Source organism: Pseudoflavonifractor capillosus (genome assembly GCF_016902575.1).
GTDB lineage: Bacteria > Bacillota > Clostridia > Oscillospirales > Oscillospiraceae > Enterenecus > Enterenecus capillosus_A.
Map to the genome: position 1 here is coordinate 1 of NZ_JACSNZ010000045.1, position 15,826 is coordinate 15,826.

A 15,826-nucleotide genomic window follows, 5' to 3' on the forward strand; every position below is an offset into this window, starting at 1 on the left:
CTAACGCCTTTAGGCGTGGCTAGTAACAAAGGGCTTTGCCCGCATATGAAGAACCCCCGGCTATGCCGGGGGGTTCCTATTGTCCTGGCCTATTTTGCAACAGGCCCTTGGACTTTCTTGGATTAGGGGAGCGGGTACTGGGCCTTGTACTCCTGGTACAGCTCCTTGAACTCGGGGTCATTGCGCAGATCCCCCAGGTACTGGTGGGTGTCATAGCTGTCGTGGTGCAGCTCGATGATGGCGGCGGCCACGTTGGAACAGTGGTCGGAGATGCGGGCGCAATCTCCCAGCACGTCCATAAACAGCATACCCTGCTCCACCTTGCAGGCACCCTCTTGCAGGCGCTTGATGTGGCGGGCCTTCATGTGGGCGCACAGGCGGTCCACCACCTGCTCCAGCGGCTCCACCTTGTGGGCCCGCTGGCTGTCGTCGGCCATGAAGCTCTTGGCGGTTTCCCGGGTGACCTTGGACACCGCCCGAGCCAGCACGTTCAGCTCCTCCTGGGCGTCCTGGGACAGGGGATTGTTCTTGCTCCACATACGATGGGCGGAGATCTGGATGCTCTTGGCGTGGTCGCTGATGCGCTCGAAGTCGCTGATGGAGTGCAGCAGCAGAGATACCACCCGGCTGTCATCCACTGACAAAGTCTTGGTGGACAGCTTCACCAGGTAGGAACCCATCAGGTCTTCGTACTGGTCCAGCTGGTCCTCCACCTCGCACACCAGCTTGGCATCCTCTTCCTTGTAGTTGGAGATGAGACCCAGGGAGCGCTTCACCGACTCGCTGGCCAGATTGGCCATGCCGGAGGCCAGCTTGGCACACTGCTCCAGGGCGATGGAGGGGGTGACCAGCAGCCGCTCGTCCAGGAGGATCACTTCCGACTCCTGGGCCTCGTCCTTAATGGTGGCACAGGCCAGCTTCACCAACAGCTTGTTGAAGGGCAGCAGAGCCAGGGTGCACACCACATTGAACACGGTGTGGACAACAGCGATATAGAACTCGTTGATGCTGTCCTTGAGGAAGGGCATGGGGATGAAGATTTGCAGGGCGAAAAACAGAATGAGGAAGGTGATGGTGCCGATGACGTTGAAGTACAGGTGGATGAGGGCGGCTCGACGGGCGTTTTTGTTGGCACCCACCGAGGAGAGCATGGCGGTGACAGTGGTGCCGATGTTCTGGCCCAGGATAATGGGGATGGCGGAGCCAAAGGTAACGACACCGGTGGAGGCCAGGGCCTGCAAGATACCCACCGAGGCAGAGGAGGACTGGATGATGGCGGTGAGCACTGCACCGGCCAGCACGCCCAGAATGGGATTGGAGAACATCAGCAGGATGTTGGTGAACTCAGGCACATCCTTCAGCCCGGCCACAGCCCCAGACATGGTGTCCATGCCGAACATCAGGGTGGCAAAGCCCAGCATAATGGCGCCGATGTCCCGTTTCCGGTTGTCCTTGAGGAACACATACAGCACCACACCGATGACGGCCAGGATGGGGGAGAAGGAGGTGGGCTTGAGCAGCTGCATGAAGATGCTGTCTCCCTGAATGCCGGACAGGGACAAGATCCAGGCCGTCACCGTGGTACCCACGTTGGCACCCATGATGATGCCCACAGCCTGCCCCAGCTTCATGATGCCGGAGTTGACAAAGCCCACCACCATCACGGTGGTGGCGGAGGAGGACTGAATGATGGCGGTGACCACCAGACCTAAGAAAAAGCCCTTGATAGGGCTGGAGGTGAGTCGCTCCAAGATGGATTTGAGCTTATTGCCCGCTGCCCGCTCCAGTCCGTCGCCCATGACGGACATACCGAAGAGAAACAGAGCCAGGCCGCCCAGCATGGTCAGGACGTCGAATAAATCCATAATCACATACCTCAATCTTTTTCTTCAAATTTGGACATAACTGGTCATAGTATACCATAGACGTAATTGGAGTGTAAAGAGTGTGTAAGAGGAAAATATAGAGGCAAACCCGCCACCAATTTCCGTGTGTTATCACAAAACCCATAAGCGGAATAATTTTCTGGATTTTTGCTTAAACTGGGAAGGAAACTGGAACAAAAAACCAAGGGGGAATTTGTATGACGGTGGGTAGACGGCGGGGGAAGAACCCTCGGCAGGAGGAACGCCGGTGTCTGATGGAGGGGGTGGCCCGCACCCGGGTGGAGCTGAGCCAGGCCTATGCCCAGTTCAATTTGCACTCGGATCCGGATCTGGTGGATGCCTGTGTGTATGAGATCAACGCCCTGCGCAGCCGCTACTCCTATCTGGTGCGCCAGGTCAAGCGTCTGGATGCCGCTGATGAGGGCCTGATATGAGCTGGGGGGTCTGGATAGGGGTGGCTTTGGGTGCGCTGGTGCTGCTGGCAGCGCTGACAGGGCCGCTGCGCCGTGTTGGACGGCTGCTCCTGCGCTGGTGCGTGGGACTTGCCGTGCTGTGGGGGCTGCAAGGTGTGGGGCCGACCCTGGGCATCACCCTGGGCTTCAATGCGTTTAATGCTCTGGTGCTGGGGGTGTTGGGTGCGCCTGGATTTGGGCTGCTTTTGCTCACCCAGTGGGTTTTCCGATAGTATTTGCAGAATATATAAAAAAAGCCGCTGGAATCGACGGAGAAGCTGTGGTAGAATAAGGAGCACAGCCTGGGCGATGAAGGCCCAGGCACAGGATAACCACAGAGGAAAGGCGGGTGGTTTCGGTGAGTAGACGAAACCGCATGGGATACAAAAAATATCAGGGCAGGGGGAGTGCAGGCAGCTTCTTCCTCAAGGTATTGGTGTGCATCCTGGCCGTGTTGGTGGTAGGTGGCGCAGGATTTCTGCTGGCCAAGCAGGATGAGTTTTCTCTGCCCAGCCTGCCCACCTTCCAGGATCACACGGCGCAGTCCACCCAGGACACCCAGGAGGATCCGGCCCCGGCCACCCAGGAGGTGAGTGAGTCCCAGACGCCTGAGGCCACCCCATCTCCCACGGTGTCTCCCAAACCCCAGATGACGGAAATTCGTGCCGTGGAGGTCACCGTAGACCAGCTGCTGGACGGCAGTGCCCAGCGTCGAGTGGAACAGGCTGGGTGCAGCGCCCTGGTGGTGGAGGTCAAGGACAGGTCGGGTCATCTGAAATGGCCCAGCCAGGTGGCCAAGGCCCAGGAGTGGGGGGCAGTGTCTGGCCAGAAGAGCCTCACCGATGCCCTCAAATCCCTCTCCGATCAGGGGATTTATCTGGTGGCAAGGGTGGATTGCCTCCGGGATCAGCTGCTGGCAGGGCTCAATGTGGAAAACAGCGTGCTGGTGACCAAAAGCGGCAGACGCTGGTATGACTTTTGGGGCATGAGCTGGGTCAGCCCCATGTCCCAAACCGTGCGGGATTACCTGGAGCAGGTGTGTGTGGAGCTGTCCCAGATGGGATTTGATGAGCTGGTGCTCAGCGGCGCCCACTACCCTGATGAAGGGGAAGTGTATGCACTGGCCCAGTCCTCCATTTACCCCGGGGATCGTACCACTTCCGTGGAGCTGCTCTGGAAGGAGCTGTCCACGGCTCTGGCGGACAGCGGTGTGGTGCTCTCTGCCCAGGTGCGGGGAGAGTCCGTGGTGGATGGGGGGACTGTCACCGGCTTGACCCCCCAGCTGCTGAAAAAGTACGCCCAACGGGTGTGGGTGACCACACAGGATGTGGAGCAGTCCCAGGTGGATGCCGCTCTGACTCAGGCCGGTATCCAGGCGGCTGGGCAGATGGCACGCCAGAGCGCAAACAGCGGTCAGACCATTTGGGAATGAGCCTTATCACATAGAGTCGACAGAGGAGAAGACCATGACAGACAAACTCGTTTCCCGCAAGTGGGTGCCTGAGTACGAGGGCACCCTGCGCAGCCATATGATCAAGATCCCCACCTGTATTTCCGAGTGTTCTGGCATTCGGGTGTTTGGGCGGCGCATCAAATCTCTGGCCTTCACCACCGACGTGGCAGTGATCCGCAACATCAATGCCGATGCTGTCATTGCCGTCTATCCCTTTACCCCCCAGCCCGCCATCCACCGTGCGGTGATGCAGGCCGCCGACATGCCTGTGTTTGTGGGTGTGGGCGGCGGTGTCACCCGGGGATTGCGGGTGGTGAATCTGGCCAACGACGCTGAGCACGAGGGTGCCTTCGGCGTGGTGGTCAACGCCCCCACCCACAACGACGTGGTGCGCAGGCTCAAGCAGGTGCTGGACATTCCCGTGGTGGTCACCGTGGTGTCTGAGCATACCGATGTGGCAGCCCGCCTGGAGGCGGGTGCGGATATTCTTAATGTATCCGGTGCCCGGCACACCCCTCAGATCGTCCGCTCTATCCGGGAGAAGTTCCCCACCGTGCCCATCATCGCCACCGGCGGCCCCACCGACGAGAGCATTTTGGAGACCATCGCCGCCGGGGCCAACGCCATTACATACACCCCTCCCAGCAGTGCGGAACTGTTTGCCGTGTCCATGCAGCGATACCGCCAGGAGCAGGGAGAAACCTGAGCTTGCAACATACGGTAAACCACCAGTCCCCCAGGGTACAGGCTCTGGGGGATTCTTTTTGTGGAACATTAGTTAAATAGGTAGCAAAGCAGAAAAGAGATAAAAAAATAATAAAATATCTAAAAAAGCACTGGATTTTACAAAAAGAAGTATAGAACTTTTTTGCCAAAAACATTAAAAAAGGATTGAACTGAATTGACAAATGTGGTACAATTTTAGCATAATCGGGGAAAATCTAAACTAACACATCCACGAGTTTTGAGTGGTAGAAAGAGGTGAGAAACTATGGCATTTGAAGCCATCCAAAAGGTCACCCAGACCGAGCAGACCAGCCGCAGCCAGAAGGCTGAGGCAGCCGCCCAGGCCAAGAAGATCGTCGCTGACGCCCACCGGGCCGGCAAGGAACTGGTGGCGGGGGCTCGGGCCCAGGCCCAGGAGAAGGTCAAAGCCATGATGGCCCAGGCCGAGGAGCTGGCCGCTCAGCAGTCCCGCCAGGTACTGGAGGGCAACGCTGTGGCCTGTGAGGCCCTGAAGAAGGAGGCCCGTGGCCGCCTGGACCGTGCTGCTGACCTCATTGTTGGAAGGGTAGGGAATCACTGATGGCAATCGTAAAAATGAAACGGCTGCGCCTGATGGGGATGCGGTCGGATCGGGAGAGTCTGCTGCACCTGCTGCAAAAGCTGGGGTGCGTGGAGGTGGACGAGCCCGCCATTGATCTCTCCGATCCCCAGTGGGCGGCGGTGGGCAAGCCGGATGGACAGGGACTGGCCACCGCCCGGGAGCAGAGCAATCTGCTCAACCAGGCGCTGAACGTACTGGCCAGGCACGTCTCTCTCAAGGGGGGGCTGCTGCGCCCCCGGCCCCGGCTGAGCCGGAAGGAGCTGTTCGACCAGGACAGCTACCGGCGGGGGCTGGACACCGCTCAGGCCATTGTGGACGGGGAGCGGGAGCTGGCCAACCTCACGGCAGAGCAGGGCAAGCTGCAAACTCAAAAGGCGGCGCTGGCCCCATGGCTGTCCCTGGATGTACCTTTGGAGCTGTCCGGGGATGAGAACATTGCCGTGATCTTCGGCACCATCCCCGCCCGGGCGGATTACGCCGCCATGGAGGCGGCGGTGACCCAGGCCAGCCAGCTGACCAGCCTGAGCCATGCCGGGGCGGACCGGGAGCTGCAATACTTCCTGCTGGTCTGCCACAAGGAGGTGGAGCAGGCCTGTTGTGAGGCCATGCGGGAGTTTGGCTTCTCCCGCTCCAACCTCCGGGGCTGGACAGGAACGGCGGCGGACAATGACCGGCAGCTGGACAACCAGCTGGCGGTGGTGGCCCAGAAGATGGATGAGGCCAAAGAGCACATCGCCTCCTTTGCCCCCCACCGGGACGCTCTGCGTCTGTGCCTGGACCGGGTGGCTCAGGACATCGCTCGGGAGGAGGCCAAGGGTCGACTGGTGGATTCGGAATGTGCCTTCTATCTGGAGGGCTGGGTGCCCGACCCCGACGTAGAGGCGCTGGGACAGGCCCTGAGGGGCTATGTCTGCGCCTGGGACATCCGGGCGCCGGAGCGGGAGGAGTATCCCACGGTGCCGGTGAAGCTCAAGAGCAACCGGCTCACCGAGCCGCTGACCACCATTACCACCATGTACTCCCTGCCCGCCTATGACGGAGTGGATCCCAATGGGCTGATGATGCCCTTTTATGTGTTTTTCTTTGGCTTTATGTTTGCCGATTTGGGCTACGGCCTGATCCTGGCCGCCGTCACCGCATTCATCCAGTGGCGGATCCGTCCCAAGGGGGGATTCGGTCAGCTGGTGCGGCTGATGATCATGTGCGGCATTTCCTCTGCGGTGATCGGCCTGCTCACCGGTGGCTTTTTCTCCGACTTTTTGGTGCAGTTTACCGGGATGCTGGGCTTGCCCCAGCCGGTGATTCCGTTTTTGTCGGCGCCCGAGGGCAGCGGCGTACCCGGCCCGCTGCTCAACGTCATGGGCGATCCCATGAGTGTGCTGGTGTTCTCCCTGGTGGTAGGCCTGGTTCAGATCGTGGTGGGCATGGCGGTGAAGTTCTGGATGCTGTGCCGGGACGGCAAGGTGCTGGATGCGGTGCTGGACGTGGGATCCTGGTGGGTCATCTTTGTGGGCATCGCCCTGTTTGCCTTGGGCATCGGCAATGTGTCGGGCTACCCGGTGGTGCTGATCGTGGGCTGTTTGATGCTGCTGGGCCAGGCCCGGGGGGCCAAGGGCATCGGCGGGAAGCTGGGTGCGGTGATCGGTGCGGTGTACAACGGTGTCACCGGCTATTTTGGAGACATCCTCTCCTACTCCCGCTTGATGGTGATGATGTTGGCCGGCTCGGTCATCGGCCAGGTGTTCAACATCCTGGCGGCCATGCCCGGCAGCGGGCTGCCCCCGGCGCTGGGGATCCCAATTTTCTTCATCATCTTCCTGCTGGGACATAGCTTCAACATCGGGCTCAATGTCATTGGTACCTATGTACACACGTCCCGACTGCAATATCTGGAATTTTTCAAACAATTTTATCAGGAAGGCGGACGTCCCTGGCGTCCGTTGGAAATCAACACCAAGTACGTCGATATTGAGGAGGAAAAATAATATGTATATCAGCGAATTTCTGACCATGTATGCCGGTCCCTTCTTTGGATTTCTGGGTGCTGCTCTGGCTGCAGGCCTGGCCTGCGTCGGTTCCGCCAAGGGTACCGGTCTGGCCGGTGAGGCCGCCGCCGGCCTGTTGTCCGAGGATCCCTCTCAGTTCTCCAAGTGCATGATCCTGCAGGTCATCCCCGGCACCCAGGGTCTGTACGGCCTGGTCATCGGCTTTTTGGCCCTGATGAAGATGGGCCTGTTTGACGGCACCGTGGCCCAGCTGAGCGTGGCCAACGGCCTGCTGATTCTGGCCGCCTGCCTACCCATGGCACTGGGTGGTCTGCTCTCCGGCATTGCCCAGGGCCGTGTGGCCGCCGCTTCGGTGAACATCGTGGCCAAGAACCCCAACGACTGGTCCAAGGGCATGGTGCTGTGTATCATCGTGGAGTTCTACGCCATTTTGTCCCTGCTCATCTCCTTCCTGATGATCATGTTCGGCTTCTGAGCTGAGAGGTAGACTATGGACGGAATCGAGAAGATCATAGACCGCATCAGCAGCGATGCCCAGCGGGAAATCGACGACGTGCTGGCAGCGGCCCAGGCCGAGGCGGAGAAGATCACCGCTGAGTATCAGGCTCAGGCGCAGGCCCAGGCGGATGAGATCCTGAGTCGGGGAGAACAGGCTGCGGTGGAGCGGGGCGAACGTCTGGCCAGCGTGGCTCAGCTGGAGTGCCGCAAGGAGGTGCTGCGGGCCAAGCAGGAGGTCATTGACGAGGCCTTCCGGCTGGCTTTGAAAAAGCTCACCCAGCTGCCCCAGGAGGAGTATGTCTCCCTGCTGGCGGATCTGGCGGTTCAGGCCGCTGCCAAGGGCAACGAGAAGCTCATCTTCTCCGTGGCAGACCGGGCCCGGGTGGGCAAGGCTGTGGTGGTGGCCGCCAACGAGAAGCTGGGGGATAAGGGTCAGTTGACCTTGTCTCAGGAGACCCGCCCCATGCAGGGAGGCTTCATCCTCAGCGACGGGGTGGTGGAGGTCAACTGCACCTTCGAGACCCTGGTGCGGCTGCAGCGGAACACCCTGTCCACCCAGGTGGCAGACGTGCTCTTCGGTTGATGCAGACCCTTTCACACATCATTTCAGAAAGGGGGAAATCAACCATGTCACACGAGAAAGATTTGGATTATTTGACTATATCCGCCCGCATCCACGCCATGGAGAACCGACTGCTCAACCATGAGCGCATGGAGCGGATGATTGAGGCCCGGGAGCTTTCCGAGGCTGCCAAGGTGCTCACCGAGTGCGGATATGAGGAGATGGGGCAGGTGACGGCCCAGGCCATAGAGGACACTCTGGCCAAAGCGCAGGAAGCTTTGTTCCACGATTTGAATACCGCCGTGGGCAACCGGGCGCTGCTGGATGTGTTCCGGTGCAGCTACGACTACCACAATGCCAAGGTGCTGGTGAAGGGGGAAGCCCTGGGGTCAAACCAGGAGTCCCTGCTGGTGGGGGGCGGACGGTACGCACCTGAAAAGCTGGCCGAGGACTATGGCCGGGAGGATCTGCGGGGCTGCTCCGACATCTTCCGCCGGGGGGTGTCCCGGGCTCGGGAGACCCTGGGTTCTACGGGAGATCCTCAGATGGCGGATTTTATCCTGGATCGGGCCTACTTTGAGGAGCTGACTGATCTGGCCAAGAAGGCGGACAGTAAGTTCTTACAGGGCTATGTGGCCCTGACCATTGACATGGCCAACCTGCGCTCCTGTGTCCGGGCATCCCGGCTGAACAAGGGCATGGATTTTCTCCAGCAGGTGCTGGTGCCCGGGGGCAATGTCCCCGCCCGTACCCTGGCCACGGCCCGGGGGGACGAGCTGGCGGGCCTGTTCCGCACCAGTCCTCTCTCCCAGGCCGCTGCCACGGGTTCGGCCCTGTCCGCCCCTGGCTCTGGGGCTCTCACCGACTTTGAGCGGCAGTGCGACGATGCGGTGATGGAGTACCTGGGCGCCGGTCGCCGGGTGGCCTTTGGCGAGCAGCCCATTGTGGGCTATCTCTACGCCCGACAGGCGGAGATGACCGCCATTCGCACCATTTTGTCCGGCCGCATGGCGGGTCTGGATGGGAACACCATCCGGCAGCGTCTGCGCCGTACCTACGGTTAAAGGAGGGGAGCGGACATGGCTAGTTATCAAATCGCCGTTGTGGGCGACAAGGACAGCGTGTTGGGCTTCAAGGCCCTGGGGCTGGCCACCTACCCGGTGGACAGCGTGGACCAGGCCCGCACCACCCTCCACACCCTGGCCAAGGAGAATTTCGGCATCATCTATCTCACCGAGACCCTGGCCGCCAATATGGAAAGCGACATCGCCCGGTATAAAGACGAGCTGACCCCCGCCATCATCCTCATTCCCGGCAAAGAGGGCAGCTTGGGCATCGGCATGCAGAACATCAAAAAAGCGGTAGAGCGTGCCGTAGGCGCAGACATCCTGTAATTTAGGCAATCCCTCGCCATGACGGCTGCGGCTTTGACGGGCCCTTTTGCGCCACACCATCGTTGTGACTTTTTGAAATCCACAAAGGATTTCTGCAAAGCCACGCCTCGGTCTGGCACAAAATTGCTCCGCCATAGCACTTGTCGCCATGTCTCGGCATTGCCATGGCGTGTTTGAACACACAAATCAAAACCTAGAAAGAGGGTTTCGACGATATGGGTAAAGTAGTTAAGGTCTCCGGCCCCCTGGTGGTGGCCACCGGCCTGTCGGACGCCAATATGTCCGACGTGGTGCGTGTGGGTCCCCAGCGTCTGATTGGTGAGATCCTCACCATGAACGGCGACGCTGCCTCCATCCAGGTCTACGAGGAGACCTCCGGCCTGGGCCCCGGCGCCGAGGTGGTAACCACCGGTTACCCCATGAGCGTGGAACTGGGCCCTGGTATGATCGAGAACATTTATGACGGCATTCAGCGTCCCCTGGAAGAGATCATGAAGAAGGTGGGGGGCAACAACCTGCCCCGTGGCGTGGAAGTGCCCGCCATCGACCAGGAGAAGCTGTGGGACTTCACCCCTGTGGCCAAGGTGGGCGACAAGGTGGAGGGTGGCGACATCATCGGCACTGTCCCCGAGACTCCCGTGGTGCTGCACAAGATCATGGTGCCCCCCTATCTCAAGGGCACTCTGAAGAGCGTCACCCCCGCTGGCTCCTACAACGTCAAGACCGTGGTGGCTGTTTTGACCAAGGAAGACGGCACCGACGTGGAGATCACCATGAGCCAGCGCTGGCCCGTGCGTGTGGGCCGTCCCTATAAGCATAAGTATCCCCCGGTGCGTCCCCTGTCCACTGGTCAGCGTATCGTGGACACCTGCTTCCCCGTGGCCAAGGGCGGTACTGCCGCCATCCCCGGCCCCTTCGGCTCCGGCAAGACCGTGATGCAGCACGCTGTGGCCAAGTTCTCCGACGTGGACATCGTCATCTACATTGGCTGCGGCGAGCGTGGCAACGAGATGACCGACGTGCTCCGTGAGTTCCCCGAGCTGGTGGACCCCCGCACCGGAGAGACACTGATGAAGCGTACCGTGCTCATCGCCAACACCTCCGACATGCCTGTGGCTGCCCGTGAGGCCTCCATTTACACGGGTATCACCATCGCCGAGTACTTCCGTGACATGGGCTACGACGTGGCCGTCATCGCCGACTCCACCTCCCGCTGGGCCGAGGCTCTGCGTGAGATGTCCGGCCGTCTGGAAGAGATGCCCGGTGAGGAAGGCTACCCCGCCTACCTGGCCTCCCGTCTGGCCCAGTTCTACGAGCGGGCTGGTTCCGTGTCCTGCCTGGGCAGCGACGACCGCCGTGGTTCGCTCACCGCTGTGGGCGCTGTGTCTCCTCCCGGCGGCGACCTGTCCGAGCCTGTTTCCCAGGGCACCATGCGCATCGTCAAGGTGTTCTGGGCTCTGGATGCCCAGCTGGCCTACAAGCGTCACTTCCCCGCCATCAACTGGCTCAACTCCTACTCTCTGTACCTGGACTCTTTGAAGCCCTGGTTTGACGAGAACTTTGGCCCTGAGTTTATGCAGAATCGGGAGCAGGCCATGACTCTGCTGCAAAGCGAGGCCAGCCTGAATGAAATTGTGCAGCTGGTGGGTAAGGACTCCCTGTCCCCCAACGACCAGCTGACCCTGGAGTCCGCCCGTATGGTGCGTGAGGACTTCCTGCAGCAAAACTCCTTCGTGGACGTGGACTCCTACTCCAGCTATGACCGTCAGGCCAAGCTGCTGGCCATGATCCTGGACTACGACAAGCTCTGCCGGGGGGCCATCGCCAAGGGAGCCCCTGCCATGGAGCTGTTTGCCATCCCCGCCCGGGAGCGCATTGGCCGTGCCAAGTCCGTGCCCGCTGACCAGTACGAGAGCGTGTACGCCGAAATTTCCGCCCAGATGGAGCGGGAAATTGATGAAGTTGTGGAAAAGGCAGGTGAGACCCTGTGATTCGTGAATACAGAACCATCCAGGAGATCGTCTCTCCTCTGATGATGGTCAAAATGGTGGAAAACGTCACCTATGACGAGCTGGTGGAAGTGGAGCTGCCCGACGGCGGCATCCGCCGTGGTAAGGTGCTGGAGGTCAACGGCGACACCGCTGTGGTGCAGCTGTTTGAGTCCGCCGCCGGCATCAACCTGGCTCAGTCCAAGGTGCGGTTTTTGGGTCACCCCCTGCAGTTGGGCGTGTCCGGGGATATGCTGGGCCGTGTGTTCAACGGCATGGGTAAGCCCATTGACGGCGGCCCTGAGATCCTGGCCGAGGAGTACCGGGACATCAACGGCCTGCCCATGAACCCTGCCGCCCGTGACTACCCCGACGAGTTCATCCAGACTGGTGTGTCCACCATTGACGGTCTGAACACCCTGGTGCGTGGCCAGAAGCTGCCCATCTTCTCCGGCTCCGGTCTGCCCCACGCCCAGTTGGCCGCCCAGATCGCCCGTCAGGCCCGTGTGCTGGGTGACGATGCGGGCAACTTTGCCGTGGTGTTTGCCGCCATCGGCATCACCTTTGAGGAGTCTGAGTACTTTGTCCAGGAGTTTAAGCGCACCGGCGCCATCGACCGCACCGTGCTCTTTACCAACCTGGCCAACGACCCCGCCGTGGAGCGTATCTCCACCCCTCGTATGGCCCTGACCGCTGCCGAGTACCTGGCCTTTGAGAAGGGAATGCACGTGCTGGTCATCTTGACCGACATCACCAACTACGCCGAGGCTCTGCGTGAGGTGTCTGCTGCCAAGAAGGAAGTGCCCGGCCGCCGTGGCTTCCCCGGCTACCTGTACACCGACCTGGCCACCATGTACGAGCGTGCTGGCCGTCAGCTGGGCAAGCCCGGGTCTGTGACCATGATCCCCATTCTCACCATGCCCGAGGACGACAAGACCCACCCCATCCCCGACCTGACGGGCTATATCACCGAGGGTCAGATCATCCTCTCCCGTGCCCTCTACCGCCAGGGCATCAATCCCCCTGTGGATGTGCTGCCCTCCCTGTCCCGTCTGAAGGACAAGGGCATCGGCGAGGGTAAGACCCGTGAGGACCACGCCAACACCATGAACCAGCTCTTTGCCGCCTACTCCACCGGTAAGGACAACAAGGAGCTGATGTCCATTCTGGGTGAGGCCGCTCTGACCCCCACCGATTTGCTGTACGCCAAGTTTGCCGACGAGTTTGAGCGCCGCTACGTCAACCAGGGCTACGAGACCAACCGCACCATCGAGGAGACCCTGGACCTGGGCTGGGAACTGCTGTCCATCCTGCCCACTGCCGAGCTCAAGCGCATCAAACAGGAGTATATCGACAAGTATATGCCCAAGAAGGAGGGATAAACAATGGCTGCCACCGTTGTCAATCCCACCCGAATGGAGCTCACCCGCTTAAAGCGGAAGCTGAAAACCGCCCAGCGTGGTCACAAGCTGCTGAAAGACAAGCGGGACGAGCTGATGAAGCAGTTTCTGGACACCGTGCGTGAGGTGCGAGCCCTGCGCAGCCAGGTGGAGGCGGAACTGATGCGGGTGCACGGCTCCTTCACCGTGGCCTCCGCCCTGATGAGCGGGGCGGCCATGGAGCAGGCCCTGATGTACCCCAAGCAGAGCGTGGAGCTGGACATGAGCTTTCACAACGTGATGAGCGTCAACGTGCCCAAGTACACCTACAAGACCTGTACCAGCGACACCTCAGACATCTTCCCCTATGGCTTTGCCAACACCTCCGGCGAGTTGGACTCTGCCGTGGAGGCCCTGGGGGATGTGTTCCAGTCCATGCTTCAGCTGGCCCAGATCGAAAAGACCGCCCAGCTGCTGGCCGAGGAGATCGAAAAGACCCGCCGCCGGGTCAACGCCCTGGAGTATGTGCTGATTCCCAATACCCAGGAGGCCATCCGGTATATCACCATGAAGCTGGATGAAAACGACCGCTCCACCACCACCCGCCTGATGAAGGTGAAGGATATGCTGCTCCAGCAGGCCCTGGAGGAGCAGAAGGCCCGGGATGCCGAGGCCATGAAGAACTTCCAATAAGGCAAAAAAACAAGACGCCGCTGGGCGTCTTGTTTTTTTCCGTCATACCAGGCTTGGCAGCCTGGGAACGCGCTTCCCGCTGGGGGTTCCTTTCTGCTGCCAGAAAGGAACCAAAGACCACCAAAGGCGGGGCCTTCCCCCGCCTTGTGGAATCCACCCCGCAGTACTGGGTGTACCTGCGTCCTCCTCTTTGCGGCCCTTGGCCCGGTGGGGTCACATAGATGGCATGATAGTTCTATTGGAAGTGCCTGCTCCTCTGCTGGTGCATCCTTCTACCGCCAGGGCCTTACCCTGGTAAAGCAGCTGTTCCCAGCTGCCGGTAGACTGGCTCTCGGCGGCGGGAACGCCGCTTCTCCATGGTAGGCCCGGATATCAAAACCGCTCAGCCATAGGGCCAGCTGCCCAGGGTGGCCTGGTGTGGTGGCACAAACAGGAGCCACAGCAAGGGTCACGGGCCGAACACCAGCTTGACGCAGTTCCAGCCTGGTGCCCCAAGGGGGGGTTCTTAGGGGGGAACGCCCTAAGCGGGTTTTCGTCCATTTTGCCCGGTCAAAATGGACCCCAGCGGAGCGCGTCCCCTGGCGGGCAGGCCAAAACCGAAGAGAAAGGGAGATGCAAGGCCAGCCTTGCATCTCCCTTTGTCCTATTCTGTCACCCCACAAAGGCGTCCAGCAGCTTCAAGGTGCTCCCCACGCCCTTTTTGTGGCTGCGCTCATAGCCGTGGGAGGCGAACACTCCGGGGCCTATGAGGCCGTGGCGCACGTCGTACCCGGCGGTGAGGGTGGCATCCGCATCCGAGCCGTAGTTGGTGAACACGTCCACGGCGTAGTCCGCGCCGCTCTCCTTGGCTGCGGCAATCAGTGCACTGGTGAGGGCGTAATCATAGGGGGAACGGCCGTCCTTGGCGCAGATGGACACCTTGCGCTCCTCCCCCTCCAGGCCATCGCCTACACAGCCCATGTCCACCGCCACCACGTCGGTGATGCCGGCGGGGACGGAGGTGGAGCCGCCGTGGCCCACCTCCTCGTACCCGGTGAGGTGGAGCCACAGGGGACGGCTGGGGGTCACCTGGCCCTGAGAGACCTGGCGGGCCAGGGCCAGGAGGATGCCTGCAGACAGCTTATCATCCAAAAAGCGGCTCTTGATGTACCCGGAGGGAGTGACGGTGGTGCGGGGGTCAAAGCACACCACATCCCCGTTTGCGATGCCCAGAGCCTCCACCTCTTCCTTGGAGAACACCTCTTCGTCCAGCACCACTTCCATGGTGTCAAAGGTGCGGGGGGTGTCGGCGTAGTTGGGGTTGACGTGGGAGGAGGGATTGCGAAGCTGGAAGGTGCCGGTATACACCTTGCCCCCCCGGGTGATGATGCGCACGTTCTCCCCCTCGCAGTTGTGGGGGCGCAGACCGCCCACATTGATGATGTGGATGCGGCCCTCTCCGGTGATACGGGTGATCATCCCGCCCAGGGTGTCCAGGTGGGCCAGCAGCAGCAGCCCGTTTTCCTGGGGCAGGTTGGGGGTGAGATTCACCAGCACCGCACCTTTGCGGGTGTATTGAGGGTCAAAGCCCAGCTCTTTCAGCTGATTGTATGCATATTCTGCCACCTTTCCGGTGTAACCGGAGGGGCTGTCAATGGCCAGCAGGGCCAGGGCCTGGTCAACGGCATATTGTACCACTTGTTCCACAGTGTATTCCTTCCTTTATCGGTAGATTGGCGTCAAAATCCGCCGAAATCCAGTATAGCACAGGGGTACAGCGGTGCGCAAGTTTACATGTGGGTCTGCTCCAGCAGAGAGCGCAGCAGGGCACAGCGTTTCTCTCCCGCCTGGGTCAGCTGCCCATAGAGCTGGGCCACGTCCTGGGATGGAGCCTTGGGACGGCAGGTGTGGAACTCCTGGGTCAGGGCTTGACAGCGCTGGTAGAGCTGGCGCAGTCCACCCACATAGGTGGTCATGCGGGGCTGGGTCAGCTGGGCCACCGGCCAGTACCGCACCCCGGACTGGAGAAAATAGGCGGTGGACAACTGCTTGGCCTGTTGGTGGAGCTGGGCGGCAATGGCGGTCATCTGTCTGGCCTGATTGCCTGCCCGCCGCACCAGCAGCCGGGCCATCTGCCACTGCTCCAGGCTGCTGAGCACCTGTTGGCGCAGGCAGCAGGGCTGGGGCTTGGGCTGGGGCCGATGGGGAC

Annotated in this window: 15 protein-coding genes and 1 pseudogene; 13 read left to right on the forward strand and 3 right to left on the reverse strand. The window is 60.8% G+C overall.

What is annotated here, in order from left to right; genetic code table 11:
* Positions 1-122: 122 nt before the first annotated feature.
* A complete protein-coding gene (locus H9X86_RS10220) occupies positions 123-1,865 on the reverse strand; it encodes a Na/Pi cotransporter family protein (protein ID WP_204901427.1) in 1,743 nt (580 codons plus the stop codon).
* Between the two features lie 218 nt (positions 1,866-2,083).
* Here H9X86_RS10220 and H9X86_RS10225 point away from each other — a divergent pair, with 218 nt between their 5' ends.
* From H9X86_RS10225 to H9X86_RS10285, 13 genes are all read left to right on the forward strand, one after another.
* Complete coding sequence (locus tag H9X86_RS10225) at positions 2,084-2,320, forward strand: DUF2508 family protein (protein WP_204901428.1); 237 nt, start codon at positions 2,084-2,086, stop codon at positions 2,318-2,320.
* Positions 2,317-2,571 (forward strand): pro-sigmaK processing inhibitor BofA family protein, encoded by a 255-nt coding sequence (locus H9X86_RS10230; protein WP_204901429.1) that lies wholly within the window; start codon positions 2,317-2,319, stop codon positions 2,569-2,571. The genes H9X86_RS10225 and H9X86_RS10230 overlap by 4 nt, the downstream gene beginning before the upstream one ends.
* Before the next feature lie 125 nt (positions 2,572-2,696).
* Positions 2,697-3,770, forward strand: a complete 1,074-nt coding sequence (locus H9X86_RS10235) for a putative glycoside hydrolase (protein WP_204901430.1) — start codon at positions 2,697-2,699, stop codon at positions 3,768-3,770.
* A 34-nt stretch (positions 3,771-3,804) separates the two neighbouring features.
* A complete protein-coding gene (locus tag H9X86_RS10240; protein WP_204901431.1) occupies positions 3,805-4,497 on the forward strand; it encodes a beta/alpha barrel domain-containing protein in 693 nt (230 codons plus the stop codon).
* Positions 4,498-4,782: 285 nt separating this feature from the next.
* Positions 4,783-5,097: a hypothetical protein gene (locus H9X86_RS10245; protein WP_204901432.1), complete on the forward strand. Its 315-nt coding sequence runs from the start codon at positions 4,783-4,785 to the stop codon at positions 5,095-5,097.
* A complete protein-coding gene (locus tag H9X86_RS10250; protein WP_204901433.1) occupies positions 5,097-7,103 on the forward strand; it encodes a V-type ATP synthase subunit I in 2,007 nt (668 codons plus the stop codon). The genes H9X86_RS10245 and H9X86_RS10250 overlap by 1 nt, the downstream gene beginning before the upstream one ends.
* A gap of 1 nt (position 7,104) precedes the next feature.
* The gene (locus H9X86_RS10255; protein WP_087234373.1) at positions 7,105-7,599 is read left to right on the forward strand and encodes a V-type ATP synthase subunit K; all 495 of its coding nucleotides are present in this window, start codon (positions 7,105-7,107) and stop codon (positions 7,597-7,599) included.
* Positions 7,600-7,614: 15 nt separating this feature from the next.
* Positions 7,615-8,205 (forward strand): V-type ATP synthase subunit E, encoded by a 591-nt coding sequence (locus tag H9X86_RS10260; protein ID WP_204901434.1) that lies wholly within the window; start codon positions 7,615-7,617, stop codon positions 8,203-8,205.
* A gap of 44 nt (positions 8,206-8,249) precedes the next feature.
* The gene (locus H9X86_RS10265) at positions 8,250-9,248 is read left to right on the forward strand and encodes a V-type ATPase subunit (protein ID WP_204901435.1); all 999 of its coding nucleotides are present in this window, start codon (positions 8,250-8,252) and stop codon (positions 9,246-9,248) included.
* Positions 9,249-9,263: 15 nt separating this feature from the next.
* Positions 9,264-9,578: a V-type ATP synthase subunit F gene (locus H9X86_RS10270; protein ID WP_204901436.1), complete on the forward strand. Its 315-nt coding sequence runs from the start codon at positions 9,264-9,266 to the stop codon at positions 9,576-9,578.
* Positions 9,579-9,793: 215 nt separating this feature from the next.
* A complete protein-coding gene (locus tag H9X86_RS10275) occupies positions 9,794-11,569 on the forward strand; it encodes a V-type ATP synthase subunit A (RefSeq protein WP_204901437.1) in 1,776 nt (591 codons plus the stop codon).
* Positions 11,566-12,948, forward strand: a complete 1,383-nt coding sequence (locus H9X86_RS10280; RefSeq protein ID WP_204901438.1) for a V-type ATP synthase subunit B — start codon at positions 11,566-11,568, stop codon at positions 12,946-12,948. Before H9X86_RS10275 ends, H9X86_RS10280 begins: the two co-directional genes overlap by 4 nt.
* Before the next feature lie 3 nt (positions 12,949-12,951).
* On the forward strand, positions 12,952-13,638 hold the full coding sequence (locus tag H9X86_RS10285) for a V-type ATP synthase subunit D (protein WP_204901439.1): 687 nt from the start codon (positions 12,952-12,954) through the stop codon (positions 13,636-13,638).
* Between the two features lie 651 nt (positions 13,639-14,289).
* On the opposite strand, the gene H9X86_RS10290 is transcribed toward H9X86_RS10285, so the two are convergent.
* Positions 14,290-15,324 (reverse strand): zinc-binding metallopeptidase family protein, encoded by a 1,035-nt coding sequence (locus tag H9X86_RS10290; protein ID WP_204901440.1) that lies wholly within the window; start codon positions 15,322-15,324, stop codon positions 14,290-14,292.
* 83 nt (positions 15,325-15,407) lie between these two features.
* Positions 15,408-15,826, reverse strand: a pseudogene (locus tag H9X86_RS10295) (hypothetical protein); the annotation flags it as partial.